General features: G+C 66.0%; 10 protein-coding genes. 9 read left to right on the forward strand and 1 reads right to left on the reverse strand.

What is annotated here, in order from left to right:
- Window positions 1–39 precede the first annotated feature (39 nt).
- Window positions 40–3,696, forward strand: coding sequence for a chromosome segregation protein SMC (gene smc / locus CH275_RS02955; RefSeq protein WP_094674974.1), 3,657 nt, complete (start codon window positions 40–42; stop codon window positions 3,694–3,696).
- A 21-nt stretch (window positions 3,697–3,717) separates the two neighbouring features.
- Here smc and CH275_RS02960 read toward each other — a convergent pair whose 3' ends face one another.
- On the reverse strand, window positions 3,718–4,350 hold the full coding sequence (locus CH275_RS02960; RefSeq protein ID WP_094674976.1) for an MSMEG_1061 family FMN-dependent PPOX-type flavoprotein: 633 nt from the start codon (window positions 4,348–4,350) through the stop codon (window positions 3,718–3,720).
- 94 nt (window positions 4,351–4,444) lie between these two features.
- On the opposite strand from CH275_RS02960, the gene ftsY reads away from it, so the two are divergent.
- The 8 genes from ftsY (at window position 4,445) to CH275_RS03000 (ending at window position 15,063) form a co-directional block, all read left to right on the forward strand.
- The gene (ftsY, locus tag CH275_RS02965) at window positions 4,445–5,824 is read left to right on the forward strand and encodes a signal recognition particle-docking protein FtsY (RefSeq protein ID WP_179275938.1); all 1,380 of its coding nucleotides are present in this window, start codon (window positions 4,445–4,447) and stop codon (window positions 5,822–5,824) included.
- A gap of 187 nt (window positions 5,825–6,011) precedes the next feature.
- Complete coding sequence (locus CH275_RS02970; RefSeq protein WP_373453665.1) at window positions 6,012–7,316, forward strand: ammonium transporter; 1,305 nt, start codon at window positions 6,012–6,014, stop codon at window positions 7,314–7,316.
- Window positions 7,317–7,388: 72 nt separating this feature from the next.
- Entirely contained in the window at window positions 7,389–7,727 is a 339-nt protein-coding gene (locus CH275_RS02975) for a P-II family nitrogen regulator (RefSeq protein WP_019664269.1), read from the forward strand.
- A complete protein-coding gene (locus CH275_RS02980; RefSeq protein ID WP_094675362.1) occupies window positions 7,717–10,248 on the forward strand; it encodes a [protein-PII] uridylyltransferase in 2,532 nt (843 codons plus the stop codon). The genes CH275_RS02975 and CH275_RS02980 overlap by 11 nt, the downstream gene beginning before the upstream one ends.
- 192 nt (window positions 10,249–10,440) lie before the next feature.
- Window positions 10,441–11,424 carry a M23 family metallopeptidase gene (locus CH275_RS02985; protein WP_373453666.1) on the forward strand — a complete coding sequence of 328 codons (984 nt, stop codon included), beginning with the start codon at window positions 10,441–10,443 and terminating at the stop codon, window positions 11,422–11,424.
- A 128-nt stretch (window positions 11,425–11,552) separates the two neighbouring features.
- Complete coding sequence (gene ffh, locus CH275_RS02990; protein WP_094675366.1) at window positions 11,553–13,112, forward strand: signal recognition particle protein; 1,560 nt, start codon at window positions 11,553–11,555, stop codon at window positions 13,110–13,112.
- An 18-nt stretch (window positions 13,113–13,130) separates the two neighbouring features.
- Entirely contained in the window at window positions 13,131–14,240 is a 1,110-nt protein-coding gene (locus CH275_RS02995) for an amidohydrolase family protein (protein ID WP_179275939.1), read from the forward strand.
- Entirely contained in the window at window positions 14,233–15,063 is an 831-nt protein-coding gene (locus CH275_RS03000) for a CPBP family intramembrane glutamic endopeptidase (protein WP_094674982.1), read from the forward strand. Before CH275_RS02995 ends, CH275_RS03000 begins: the two co-directional genes overlap by 8 nt.
- Window positions 15,064–15,174 lie beyond the last annotated feature (111 nt).

Genomic DNA, 15,174 nt, shown 5'->3' on the forward strand with positions numbered 1-15,174 from the left:
GCGCACTTTCACGCACCGTGCCGGTAAAGTACGGACGCTATGTATCTCAAGAGTCTGACGCTGAAGGGCTTCAAGTCCTTTGCTTCGGCGACGACTCTTCGTTTCGAGCCGGGAATCACCTGTGTCGTGGGTCCCAACGGTTCGGGTAAATCCAATGTCGTAGACGCCCTGACCTGGGTGATGGGTGAGCAGGGTGCCAAAGCGCTACGCGGCGGCAAGATGGAAGACGTCATCTTCGCCGGTACTTCGGGGCGCGCCCCGCTCGGCCGCGCCGAGGTCACTCTGACCATCGACAACTCCGACGGAGCTCTACCGATCGACTACTCCGAGGTCTCGATCACCCGGCGTATGTTCCGCGACGGCGCGGGCGAGTACGAGATCAACGGCAGCTCGTGCCGGTTGATGGACGTTCAGGAACTGCTCAGCGACTCCGGTATCGGCCGGGAGATGCACGTGATCGTGGGGCAGGGCCGGCTGGCGGCGATCCTCGAATCGCGACCCGAGGACCGGCGGGCGTTCATCGAGGAAGCAGCCGGGGTGCTCAAGCACCGCAAGCGCAAGGAAAAGGCCGTCCGCAAGCTCGATGCGATGCAGGCCAATCTGGCGCGACTGACGGACCTCACGACCGAATTGCGTCGTCAACTCAAGCCCCTCGGTAGGCAGGCCGAGGTCGCGCGGCGCGCGCAGACGGTGCAGGCAGATCTGCGCGATGCTCGTCTGCGTCTGGTGGCCGATGACCTGGTGGCCAGACGCGAAGAATTCGCGAATCAAACCCAGGACGAGCAAGCCGCACGCGAGCAGTACGCGATGGTCCAGGACGCACTCGAAGCCGGGACCGTTGCGCTGGGGGAGCACGAGCAGGCTGTCGCACGGCTGACGCCGAGTGCCGAAGCGGCCGGGCAGACGTGGTTTCGCCTGTCCGCGTTGGCCGAACGCGTGAATGCGACGATACGTATCGCGCACGAGCGAGCTCGGCATCTCGACGCCGTCCAGAGCACCGGTCGCGGCCAGGACCCGGACGAGCTCGAAGCGCAGGCGGAACGGGTAGCCGAGGAAGAGATGGAGCTCGTCGAGGCCGTGGAGATGGCGCGCGAAACCCTCGAAGCGGCACGCGAGCAGCTGGCCGAGCGTGAAGCCGCTGCTGCGGCCGCCGAGCGTGCCCACCTTGCGGCCGTACGCGCGGTGGCCGACCGCCGCGAAGGATTTGCGCGCCTGTCCGGCCGCGTCGACACCTTCAGGACCAAGGTCGAGTCCATCGACGCCGAGGTCGCGCGGTTGTCGGTGGCCATCGACGAGGCCCGAGAGCGCGGTGAGTCGGCACAACGCGAGTTCGAGAGCGTTCAGGACCAGATCGGCACCCTCGACGCGAGCGAGCTCAGCCTCGACACACACTACGAACGAGCAGTCGCCGCGCTGCGCCACGCCGACGCCCGAGTCTCGGAACTACAGGCCGAGGAACGCATCGCGGGTAAGCGGGTGGCGTCGTTCGAGGCCAGGATCGAGGCGCTCACGATGGGCCTCGAACGCAAGGACGGTGCCGGGTGGTTGGTGGAGAACCAACAGGAGGGTCTGTCCGGTCTGTTGGCAGGACACATCACGGTGGAGCCGGGGTACGAAATCGCCGTGGCAGTGGCCATGGGCCCCGCGGCGGATGCCGCACATGCCGAATCGTTCGATGCCGCACGTGACGCCGTGCTGGCTCTGCGTGCTGCCGACGGCGGCCGCGCATCCATCGTGCACAGCAGTGCCGTTGCAGCACAACCGAGTCGACGCCCGGAACTCCCCGGCGGTGCTCGGTGGGTACTGGATCTGATCGACTACCCGGAGCGGTTGGCCGGGGCGATGGCGGCACTGCTCGACGGCGTGGTGGCGGTCGACTCGCTCGATGCGGCACACCGACTCGTCTCGGATTCCGGTGAGTTGCGTGCGGTGACGAAGGACGGCGATGTCGTCGAACCCGGTTGGGTCACCGGCGGCTCGGACCGTCGTCCGAGCACCCTGGAGGTGCAATCGGCAATCGATACGTCGACGGTGGAGCTGGCGGCTGCGGTCCGCCGCGCGGAGGAACTCGATGCCGCACTCTCCGGTGCGTTGGCGGAGCAGCGCGACCGTCGTGAATCGGCGGAGCAAGCGCTCGCAGCGCTCAACGAATCCGATGCCGCGATGGCCGCGGTGTACGAGCAACTGGGAAGATTGGGCCAATTGGCGCGCTCGGCGCACGCAGAATCCGCGCGACTGACGACGCAGCGCAGCTCTGCCGAGGCGAGCCGCGAGGAATCGATTGCGCGGCTGGCCGAGCTCGAGGAAAATCTGCGAACCGCCGAGGACGAACAATCCGGTTTCGTCGGAGACGGCGAGAACGGTGATGCGGCGACCACCATGGAACGGGAGATGGCGGCTGCGGCACTGACCGAGGTGCGCGCCGTGGAAGTCGAAGCGCGTCTGAACGTGAGGACCGCCGAAGAGCGGGCGCAGTCCCTACGGGGCCGGGCGGATTCGCTTCGACGGGCGGCGCGAGCCGAGCGCGAGGCCAGGGCACGAGCCGAACGCGAGAGCGCGGCGCGTCGGCACGCGGCCGCAGTGGCCGCGGCGGTCGGCGAAGCGGGCGAGGACGTCGCAGCGCGGTTGGCTTCGGTCGTCGCCGCTGCTGCCAGAAGGCGTGACGAGCTGTCGGCCGAACGAGCCACGCGCACAGTCGAACTCGACAAGGTGAAGGAGCAAGTTCGCGCCCTGCAGGGGCAGCTTGCCTCGATCACCGACGCCGTGCATCGAGACGAGGTCGCACGTGCACAGGCTGCGCTGCGCATAGAACAGCTCGAGACCACGATTCTCGAACAGCACGGCATCGGCCTCGACGATCTCGTGGCCGAGTACGGGCCAGACGTGGCGCTGCCGCCCACCGAGCTCGAAATGTCGGAGTACGAGGCAGCCAAGGAGCGCGGTGAGCAGGTGGTGGCCCCGGCTCCGATGCCGTTCGACCGCGTAACCCAGGAGCAGCGCGCCAAACGGGCCGAACGCGACCTCGCCACCCTCGGCAAGGTCAATCCGCTTGCCCTGGAGGAGTTCGCAGCGCTCGAGGAGCGCTACAACTTCCTGTCGACTCAGCTGGAAGACGTCAAGTCCGCACGCAAGGACCTGCTCGGCGTTGTCGCCGACGTCGACGATCGCATCCTGCAGGTCTTCACCGAGGCCTGGCTCGACGTCGAGCGAGAATTCACCGGAGTGTTCGCCAAGCTGTTTCCCGGCGGTGAGGGACGGCTGATCCTGACCGATCCGTCGGACATGCTCACCACCGGAATCGAGGTCGAGGCACGTCCGCCCGGCAAGAAGGTCAAGCGCCTCTCGCTGCTCTCCGGAGGCGAGAAATCGCTGACCGCGGTGGCCATGCTGGTGGCCATCTTCCGCGCCCGACCGTCACCGTTCTACGTCATGGACGAGGTCGAGGCTGCACTGGACGACACCAATCTGCGTCGACTGATCGGATTGTTCGAGCAACTTCGCGAGAAGTCGCAGTTGATCGTCATCACGCACCAGAAGCCGACGATGGAAGTGGCCGACGCGTTGTACGGCGTCAGCATGCGAGGTGACGGCATCACCACGGTCATCTCGCAGCGATTGAACCGAGAGCGTGTCGCGGTGGACGTAGGCGATCCCGATTCGACGCCTGTCGACGCCGAGCCCGACACGGTTTCCTGAAGGCGGGTCGCCCGGGCAGGCCTACTGCTTCGGGTAGAGCTGATCCGAGTAGGACGGTCCGTAGTATTCGCGCAGCTCCTCGACGGTCTCGGGGGCCTGCGGAATCAACGCTTTCGTCAGGGACGCCACATCGGGAATGGACTCCGCATCCCACGTTTGGGGCTGCCACAGCTTCGACCGCATGAACGCCTTGGCGCAGTGGTGGAACACCTGCTCGATGTCGACGACGAGGCACATGATGGGTCGGTGGCCCTTGACCTGCAGTTCGTCGAAGAACGGTGCGTCGGTCACCAGTGAGGCGCGACCGGCGATGCGCAGAGTGTCACCGCGCCCCGGCACGAAGAAGTTCAGTCCGACGAACGGGTTCTCGAGAATGTTGCGGTAGCCGTCCATCCGACGATTGCCGGGGCGTTCGGCAAGTGCAATGGTGGCGTCGTCGATGACGTGGACCAGGCTGCCGGGCGGGTCACCTTTGGGGGAGACGTCGCATCGACCGCTCGCGTCCGAGGTACCCATCAGGCAGAACGGCGAGGCAGCGAGCCATTGCACGTCCAGCGGGTGCAGGGTGCTGCGGTCCTTGTTCGCCGCTCGAAAGCTCGGCTCGCCGAACATCTCCGTCAATCGGTCGGCGTCGCGCACCGTCGTCCACTCCATGACGTCAGATGCTATCGACACGGCTCAGGTGAGGGACAGCGCTTTTCTCGAGGAGTGCACCACCGGTGACGAACGGCCGTGATCGCCTGACAGGATGGACCACGTGAGTAACCAAGCGTGGATCATCGTCGCGGCGATCGCCGCCGTCCTACTGGTCGTTCTCGTCGTCGGGCTGGTGCTCTCCCGTCGTCGGAGAGTGTCGCTCAAGTCGGACGAGGCCGCGCGCATCGAGGACGCGGCCACCAAGGACAGGTCCGGTGGCTACACCGCGGGCAGTGGTTTCTCGTTCAGCCAGGGCACCGCGACCGCCGAGCCCGTACCGCCTGTGCCGAAGCTCGTACCGCCTGCGCCGAAGCCCGTACCGCCTGCGCCGAAGCCCGTCGAGACCTCCCCGGCCGAGCCGACGCCGGAGGAACCCACTCCCACCCAGGACGAGCCGGAGGCGCTCGAACCCGAGGTGCCGGTCGTCGAGCCTCGGGTGCCGGTTGCCGAGCCGGCGTTGTCGGAACCCACCCCGGACGCCGAGGCTCCTGCTCCTCGACTGGACACCATCGATCCGACCGAGGGCCGGCTCGACCGTCTCCGCGGCCGTCTCTCCCGTTCTCAGTCCGCCGTCGGCAAGAGCTTGCTCGGACTGCTCGGTGGAGGAGACCTGGACGAGGATTCCTGGGAAGAGGTCGAGGACACCCTGCTGATCGCCGACATCGGCTCGGCCACCACCACCGAGATCGTGCGCACGCTGCGCGAGCAGATGGCGGCGCGCAGTATCCGCACCGAAGCCGATGCCAGGGCCCTGCTACGCGAAATCCTCGTTGCGCAGCTTCATCCCGAGTTCGATCGCTCGATTCGCGCGCTTCCACACGATGGTGCCCCGGCCGTGCTGCTCGTGGTCGGAGTCAACGGCACCGGAAAGACCACGACCACCGGCAAACTCGCACGGGTGCTGGTCGCGGACGGACGACGAGTGCTGTTGGGGGCGGCCGACACGTTCCGCGCGGCCGCCGCCGACCAGCTGCAGACCTGGGCCGAGCGAGTCGGTGCCGAGGTGGTCCGTGGCAAAGAGGCGGCGGATCCGGCCGCGGTGGCATTCGACGCGGTGAGCAAGGGAATCGAGAACGGGGTCGACGTGGTTCTGGTCGACACCGCGGGTCGTCTGCACACCAAATCGGGGCTGATGGACGAGCTCAGCAAGGTCAAGCGGGTCATCGAGAAGCGTGCTCACGTCGACGACGTCCTGCTCGTTCTGGACGCGACCGTCGGCCAGAACGGACTGACGCAGGCCCGTGTCTTCGCCGAGATCGTCGACATCACCGGTGTCGTGCTGACCAAGCTCGACGGAACGGCGAAGGGTGGCATCGTTTTTCAGGTACAACGTGAGCTCGGTGTACCCGTCAAGCTCGTCGGCCTCGGTGAAGGTGCCGACGATCTGGCTCCGTTCGAGCCGGGTGCGTTCGTCGACGCGCTGCTCGGCTGATCGAGACCTCGGGGTTGCCCGCGAACCGGGCGAAAAGCACAAACGCCAGCACGAAACCTTTTTGCAACAGAATTCGGTCATGCGTTCACATGTCCGAAACACCCGAGTGTCACGGATGAAACTTCGTGAAACCACTCTTCTTGCGTAACGGCGCGCCAACCGGTGTGCAGGAGAATGGAGGGTGTACGTGAGTCCCGAGGATATGTTGGCCAACTCCGGCAACGCCGCGTGGATGCTGATGGCAGCATCGCTCGTATTGCTGATGACGCCGGGCCTGGCGTTCTTCTACGGCGGTATGTCGCAGCAGAAGTCCGTGTTGAACATGATGATGATGTCGTTCGGAGCAATGGCCGTCGTCTCGATCATCTACTTCCTGTGGGGCTGGTCGATGTCCTACGGCACCCAGGACATCGGAGGCGTCTTCGCCAACCCGTTCGAGTTCTTCGGACTCAAGGATTCGATCACCGATGCCGACGGCAACTACATCGCCGGCGCATGGGGCTACGCCAACGTCATCGACGTGGCATTCCAGGTGACCTTCGCCATCATCACGGTGGCACTGATCAGCGGCTCGATCGCCGGCCGCGTCAAGTACGGAACGTGGCTGGCCTTCGCGGGCATCTGGGTCACCCTCGCGTACTTCCCGCTGGCGCACATGGTCTGGGGCGGTGGACTGCTCTCCGGATCCGAGAAGGGTCTGGCTGCAAAGATTTTCGGAACGATGGTCAACGACGATGGTGACACTGTCGCCAACGTAGCTCCCATCGACTTCGCGGGTGGCACGGTCGTGCACATCAACGCCGGTATCGCGGGCCTGATTCTGGCGATCATCATCGGCAAGCGCGCCGGATTCGGCAAGGTCGCCTACCGCCCGCACAACTTGCCGTTCGTCATGCTCGGCGCAGCGCTGCTGTGGTTCGGCTGGTTCGGGTTCAACGCCGGTTCCGCATTCGCTGCCGACGGCATCGCCGGCGTGGCCTGGGTCAACACCACCGCGGCTACGGCAGCTGCCATCGTCGGCTGGCTCATCACCGAGCGCATCCGTGACGGCCACGCCACCAGCCTCGGTGCTGCCTCGGGCATCGTTGCAGGTCTGGTCGCGATCACCCCGGCCGCAGGCGCACTGACGCCGGTCGGCGCAATGATCCTCGGTGTCATCGCCGGTGTGCTCTCCGCACTGGCTGTCGGCCTGAAGTTCAAGTTCGGCTACGACGACTCGCTCGACGTCGTGGGCGTTCACCTCGTCGCAGGCCTGTGGGGAACCATCGGAATCGGCTTCCTCGGATCCGAGACCGGCCTGTTCTACGGCGGCGACTACAAGCAGCTCGTCGTGCAGATCGTCATCGCGCTGTTCGCGCTGATCTTCACCGCCATCGTCACCGCAGTCATCGCGTTCGCGCTCAAGCCTCTCGGCTGGCGTGTGACGGACGAGGAGGAGGCGAACGGTATCGACGAAGCCGAGCACGCCGAGACTGCATATGATTTCGCCTGACAAGGTAGAGATAGACGTGAACGCTGCACCGTACGACAACGGGCACTCGAGGTCTTGTGAAGGGAAGCAAAAATGAAGCTGATCACGGCAATCGTCAAACCGTTCACCCTGGAGGACGTCAAGACGGGGCTGGAGCAGGCCGGCGTACTCGGAATGACAGTCAGTGAAGTTCAGGGTTACGGCCGTCAGAAGGGCCACACCGAGGTGTACCGAGGTGCGGAGTACTCGGTCGACTTCGTCCCGAAGGTACGTGTCGAGGTAGTCGTCGACGACGCAGCTGTCGAGAAGGTCGTCGAGGTCATCGTCGAGGCCGCTCGCACCGGCAAGATCGGTGACGGCAAGGTCTGGGTTTCCCCGGTCGATTCGGTCATCCGAGTCCGTACCGGAGAACGTGGCGCCGATGCACTCTGACCCCAAAGGGTCTCGGGCCGAGGGCCCCGGTTCTGGCGCGAAAGCGCCAGGATCGGGGCCTTCGGTCTCCACGGGCTCCGCATCGAAGGGCACGAGCGATGCTGCAGCAGATCTCGCTCGGGCCAGAAAACAACTACTCGACGGCGGCACGCGCAACCGTCGTCTCGATGCACCTTCGCTCAGGCAGGCTCTGGTCGATCTGCACGAATTCTGGTTGACCACCAAAGGGGCCGAGCTCGGGATCAAACCCGACTCCGGTTTCGCGATCGTCGCTGTCGGCGGTCTGGCGCGCCGCGAACTGCTGCCCTACTCGGATCTGGACCTGATCCTGCTGCACGACGATCTGGAACCACGCATCGTCTCCGACGTCGCGGACAAGCTCTGGTATCCGCTGTGGGATGCCCATATCAAGCTCGACCACAGCGTGCGCACTGTGCCGCAGGCCCTGCAGGTGGCCGCGGCAGACATGACGGCCTCGCTCGGGATGCTCGAGGCGCGTCATATCGCTGGTGACGTGGAGTTGAGCAATCTGCTCATCGGTGGCGTACGCCGCCAGTGGCGCACGGGAATTCGCGGACGCTTCGACGAGCTGATCGAGCAGACCCGCGGCCGGTGGTCGCGGAGCGGTGAGATCGCGCACCGCGCCGAGCCCGATCTCAAGAGCGGCCGCGGCGGACTGCGCGACGTGCAGTTGCTCGACGCCCTCTCCATCGCCCAAGTCACCGACGGCATGCCCGGCCTGGGGCCCGAATCACCGGGTGGCGGTCTGGCGTTCGCGCACGGACGGCTTCTCGATGTACGCACCGAACTACACCGTGTGGCCGGCCGCGCACGGGATCAACTGCGCGCGCAGGATGCCGACGAAATCGGTGCCGCGCTGCGGATCGGCGATCGGTTCGATCTTGCACGCGTGCTGAGTGATTCGGCTCGAACCATCAGCTACTCGGTCGATGTCGGGTTGCGTACCGCCGGGAATTCGCTTCCACGAAAGGGCCTTTCGCGCCTGCGGCGAGTTCCGGTCCGTCGTCCCCTGGACGAGGGGGTCGTCGAACACGCGGGAGAGGTCGTTCTCGCCCGAGACGCACGGCCGAACAAGGATCCGGGTCTGATCATGCGCGTCGCCGCGGCGTCGGCGCAGACCGGAATGCCGATGTCTGCATCGACGCTCAATCGTCTGTCCGACAGCGCACCCGAACTACGTGAGCCCTGGCCCAAGGAAGCTCTCAACGATCTGCTCGTGTTGCTCGGATCGGGTCGCAAAGCCATCGCGGCCATCGAAGCGCTCGACCGAACAGGACTGTGGGGCAGGCTCATCCCGGAATGGGGCGCGGTACGCGACCTACCGCCTCGAGACGCCGTGCACACGTGGACGGTCGATCGCCATCTGGTCGAAACTGCCGCCTACGCAAGTGCATTGACCACCAGGGTTGCGCGTCCGGATCTGTTGGTTCTCGGCGCACTCATCCACGACATCGGTAAGGGACGTGGCGGCGACCACAGTGTTGTCGGTGCGGATCTCGCAATCCAGATCGGAAACCGGCTCGGGCTGTGGCCGTCCGATGTGGCGCTGTTGACGGCGATGGTGCGGTACCACCTGCTGCTGCCGGAGACTGCCACCCGTCGCGACCTCGACGATCCCGCAACCGTGCAGACCGTCGTCGACGCACTCGGTGCCGACACGATTCTCCTCGAGCTGCTTCATGCTCTCGCAGAGGCCGATTCGCTCGCCACCGGTCCCGGCGTCTGGGGTGACTGGAAGGCATCGCTCATCCGCGAATTGGTGCGGCGCTGCCGATTGGTGATGGCGGGGGAGCAGCTCCCGTCCCCGGATGCACTCGACCCGGCCCACATCGAACTGGCAGCACGGGGAGGTGTGCACGTGGACATCACACCGACCGATGGACTCCACACCTTCGTGGTGACGGTCATCGCGCCCGACACCCCGGGGCTGCTCTCGGATGCGGCCGGGGTTCTGGCTCTGCACTCGCTGCGTGTGCTCTCCGCCTCCCTCGGCAGTCACGAGGGTTCGGCGATCAATTCGTTCGATGTCGCACCACTGTTCGGTGCTCCGCCGCAAGCGGGTCTGCTTCGGCAGGAGATCATCCGCGCACAGGCGGGAGAACTCGACCTGGTCGCAGTACTCGACGCCAAGGAACGCGACGCCAGGCCCGAGACCGCGGACGGCGACGGAGAAGATTCTGCAGTCCCGGTCCTCTACGCCCAGGCCCCGCCTCGGGTGTTGTGGTTCGACGACAACGAACCCGGTCAAGTGGTGTTGGAACTACGAGCCGAGGACCGTCTCGGTCTGCTCTGCCGATTGGCAAGTGCCATCGAACAGCAGGGCTCGGACATCCGTTGGGCCCGCGTCTCGACACTGGGCAGCTCGGTGGTCGACTCCTTCTGCATCGATTTGGCGGGAGCGGACAGCCGGGCGGTCCGTGAGCAACTGGAGCGAGCGATACTCGCGGTCGTGCCCGCCCCGGAGCCGCCCAAGCCCCCGGAAAAGCCCGAAGGCACCTGACTGCTGGTCGGTATACGGGCGAAGACCGACTCGCCGTGGTGACTTCTCACGAACTTTCGGCCGGTGCGTTTACCTCCGATACCTGTTTGTTATGTTCGTCACCTAATGCAGGACGACACGTCGCGGTCACACTCCTGCGGGCACCAACTGCTCGAACCACGAAGGTAGTTCCTGCAGGCTCCACTCCTGCTAATGCGAGAGGCACGAACTGTGGGATCCCACCGACGGTCGACCATCTACACGCCGGCCGGCACAGCAACGGACACGACACGCGGCAAACACCGCGCCGCAGAAGAGACCCCCGATACCGGCCGACGGGCCGCGACCATCGTTGCGGCGACCGGTGCGATCGTCGTCGGCGCGACGTCGATGGGCGCAGGCACCGCGGGTGCCGCTCCGATCCCCGAGCCGCCCGCAGCCGGTTTTCCCTTCGCCGTCCCGGAGGGCTTGCTGCCCGCGGGATTCGAGCTACCCCAATTCGTGCCGCCACAGTTCGAGCTCCCGCAGTTCGTGCCGCCGCAGTTCGTGCCGCCGCAGTTCGCACCTCCGCCTGCGGTGCCGCCACAGTCCGCACCCCCGGAGTCCACGCCGGTCGACGCCCCGCCCGCGCCGGAGACCGCCGCGGTGCCGAGTCCCGACCCCCTGGCCGCATTCGGTGTGGCCGATCCCGGTGCCGCAGCACGGCAGTGGCTCGACGATGTGGGCCTGGGGCAGATCGGTGACGGAGGAGCGATGCCGCTCGACAGTCTCCGTTCACTGAAGAAGACAACGGTTCAGCCCGTCGCAGGGGTGCTGACGTCCAATTTCGGTTCGCGGTGGGGCGCTCAGCACAGCGGCCTCGACGTCGCGGCACCGATCGGCACACCCATCTTCGCGGCCGCCGACGGCACGGTCTCCGACGCCGGCCCCGCTTCCGGGTTCGGTCTCTGGGTCAAGGTTCGGCACGACGACGGCACCGAGACGGTCTACGGGCACGTCAACGACTTCTCGGTGCAGCAAGGTCAGCGGGTGTCGGCCGGGGAGCAGATCGCCACGGTGGGCAACCGGGGCCAGTCGACCGGACCGCACCTGCACTTCGAGGTACACGATCCCTCCGGCGTGAAGGTCGATCCGGCACAGTGGCTCTCGACGCGGGGTGTCGCAGTGACGTGGAACGATTCCGCACGCAACGCCTGACCTTTCCGTCCCGTGAAACGACACGACTGTCGAACGCCCCAGCGACGACGGGGCGTGCTGGCGCTAGTCTGGTGACCGTGCCGGATTCGACTCGATTTCGGTGATCGGCTAGCTCAGGAGTGCAATCGGTGTTCGAATCCCTTTCCGACAGGTTGACCGGGACTCTCAAGGACCTGCGTGGCAAAGGTCGGCTGTCCGGCGCGGATATCGACGCCACGGCCCGTGAGATCCGCCTGGCCCTGCTCGAAGCGGACGTGGCACTGCCCGTCGTACGTGAGTTCATAGGTCGCATCAAGGTCCGGGCCAAGGGTGCCGAGGTATCGGGTGCGCTGAACCCGGCACAGCAGGTCGTCAAGATCGTCAACGAGGAACTGGTCGGCATCCTCGGCGGCGAGACTCGCAGACTCGACTTCGCCAAGAATCCCCCCACGGTGATCATGCTCGCCGGCCTGCAGGGCTCGGGTAAGACGACACTGGCCGGCAAGCTCGCCAAATGGCTCAAGGGCCAAGGCCACACTCCGCTGCTCGTCGCGTGCGATCTGCAGCGCCCCGGAGCCGTGAGCCAGCTCCAGATCGTGGGCGAGCGCGCAGGTGCAGCTGTGTTCGCGCCGCATCCGGGAACGTCGATCGGTGGCGGGGACAACGCGCTCGGCGTTTCGGCAGCGGATCCCGTCGAGGTTGCCCGAGCCGGAGTCGCCGAGGCACGAAGCAAGCAGTACGACGTCGTCATCGTCGACACCGCCGGGCGGCTCGGCATCGACACCGAGCTGATGAGTCAGGCCGCGGGCATTCGCGATGCGGTCGAGCCGGACGAGACACTGTTCGTCCTCGACGCCATGGTCGGGCAGGACGCAGTCAGCACCGCCGAGGCGTTCCGCGACGGCGTCGGCTTCACCGGCGTGGTGCTCACCAAGCTCGACGGCGATGCTCGCGGCGGTGCCGCTCTGAGCGTCCGCGAGGTGACCGGCCAACCGATCATGTTCGCGTCGACGGGCGAGAAGCTCGAAGACTTCGACGTCTTCCACCCCGATCGGATGGCCAGCCGCATCCTCGGCATGGGCGATGTCCTGAGCCTCATCGAGCAGGCCGAGCAACACTTCGACGCCGAGCAGGCAGAGGCAACGGCCAACAAGATCGGCTCGGGCCAGCTCACTCTCGACGACTTCCTCGAGCAGATGATGGCCGTCCGCAAGATGGGTCCCATCGGAAATCTGCTGGGCATGCTGCCCGGAGCCGGCCAGATGAAAGAGCTCGCCAACGTCGACGAGAAGCAACTCGACCGCGTGCAAGCGATCATCCGCGGCATGACGCCGCAGGAGCGCACCGACCCGAAGATCATCAATGCGTCGCGGCGACTGCGCATCGCGAACGGCTCGGGAGTCAAGGTTTCCGACGTCAATCAGCTCGTGGACCGATTCTTCGAGGCGCGCAAGATGATGTCGGCCATGGCCGGTCGGATGGGCATGCCGGGCGCGCGCAAGCAGGTGCGGAACAACAAGAAGGGCAAGAAAGGCAAGAAGGGTGCACGCGGCCCGACGCAGCCCAAGATCCGCGGTGGATTCCCGGGAATGCCGGGCGGAATGCCTGCGGGAATGCCCGACCTGTCGTCCATGCCCAAGGGTCTTGACCAGTTGCCGCCAGGGTTGGAGGGCATCGACCTCTCGCAGCTGAAACTGCCGAAGAAGTAAGCGCAGCAGGTGTCGGCGATGCGGGTGCGGGGCCGCGGATTGCCGGACGGGTCCGAGATCGATCTCTGGATCGACGGCGGCGTCCTGTCCACGGAGCCGATTGCGGATGCGGATTTCGTGAACGACGGCGGCTGGATTCTGCCCGGTCTCGTCGATGCCCACTGTCACGTGGGCATCGAATACGGTGGCGGACACACGGACCTGGACGGCTCGATCCGGCAGGCCGAGACGGAGCGGGGCGTCGGCGCACTGCTGTTGCGTGATGCCGGATCCCCGGTCGACACCCGCGCACTGGACGAGTACGACGACCTTCCCCGGATCATTCGAGCGGGCCGTCACATCGCGTCGTCCAAGCGCTACATACCGGGTCTGGCAATCGACATCGAAGACGAATCGCAGCTGCCCGAAGCGGTCGCCCAACAAGCTCGCTTCGGCGACGGCTGGGTGAAACTCGTCGGCGATTGGATCGATCGCTCGGTGGGCGATCTTCGGCCGCTGTGGAACGACTCGATCCTCGTCGATGCCATAGCCGCCGCTCATGCCGAGGGCGCGCGGGTGACCGCCCACGTGTTCGGCGAGGATGCGCTCCCCGGACTGATCGCGGCCGGAATCGACTGCATCGAACACGGCACCGGTCTGACGGACGAGACCATCGAGATGATGGTCGATCACGACACCGCTCTGGTGCCGACGCTCATCAACATCGAGACGTTTCCCGGCATCGCCGATTCCGCCACCAGATACCCCGTGTACGCCCGGCACATGCGGGCGCTGCACGCGCGCGTCGCCGACACCGTCGGCCGTGCGCACGATGCCGGGGTCTCCATCTACGCGGGAACCGATGCAGGTGGGTCGATCGCACACGGTCGCATCGCCGACGAGGTCGCCGCACTCGCGAGCGTCGGACTTTCTCCGACGGATGCACTGGGTGCTGCCTGCTGGGACGCACGGACGTGGCTGGGTCGGCAGGGGCTCGAGCACGGCGCGCCCGCGGATCTCGTCGTCTACTCCGAGGATCCGCGCGGAGGACCGGACCTGCTGGCCAACCCGGAGCTGGTGATACTGCGCGGACGCGTGACCAACCGGCGCGGCCGCACGACGAGCGGATCGGGAGCCGAGGATGACTGATCCGTACAACGGCGGCGGGCAGTTCGATCCGAACCGCCCGAGCTGGGCCGGAATGGCACCGATGAATCACGTCCAGCAGCCGGGCTCGGGTTTGTCCGAAACCTACTGGCGGGCCGAACAGGCCGCCGAACAGCGTCGGCCCGGCCAGCGTTGGGGTTTACCGGCAGCCGCGCTCGTTCTCGGCCTCAACCTGGCGGGCTTCCTGCTGCTCGGACTCGTGGTGACGACCGAGACCTCGGCTCTGTTCGTCGTGGGGATCATGATTCCCAGCCTGCTCGCGGCCGGACTGGCCGTGGCGATCTCGATGTCTCGTGGCAACGGCCCCGTTGTGGATTTCGGTCTGCCCACATCGAGTTCCGAACTGCTCGGCCAGATTCGTTCCGGATTGGCCTGGGGTGGTGTCGCCGTGGTCGGCGGTCTGCTCCTCGGGCTGGTGCTGTTGTCGAGCCTTGACCTCGAGGACCAGACCCCACTGGGCAACGTCACGGGCACCGCCTTGGGTTGGAAGATCGTTCTGGCGGTGTGGATCTGGATCGGCGCACCGATCTGCGAGGAGACGATGTTTCGCGGCATGCTGTGGGGCGCGTTCGAGAAGCGGACCCGCCCGATGCCGATGGCCTGGCTGGGCAACCGATGGGTCGTTCTTGCGATCACCGCGGTGGTGTTCGCGATCTGGCACCGTGAATGGTGGCGCTTCGTGATTCTGCTGTGGGGCGGGCTGGCTATCGGCATCGCCCGAATGCGGACCGGGTCGATCGTCGCGTCGACCACGGCCCACTCGCTGAACAACACCCTGCCCGCCCTGTTGATTCTGCTTGCCTGACCGAGTGGTCCTGCCGGGCGATTCACCGATCGCCCCGCTCGTCTGGCACAATGAACAGCTGTTCGCCCGTCATCCGGTTACGTACCGCGCGGCGGTCACAACAACCCTCAA

Origin of the sequence: Rhodococcus sp. 06-235-1A (genome assembly GCF_002258785.1) — a bacterium.
In the GTDB taxonomy this organism is placed as follows: Bacteria; Actinomycetota; Actinomycetes; order Mycobacteriales; family Mycobacteriaceae; genus Rhodococcoides.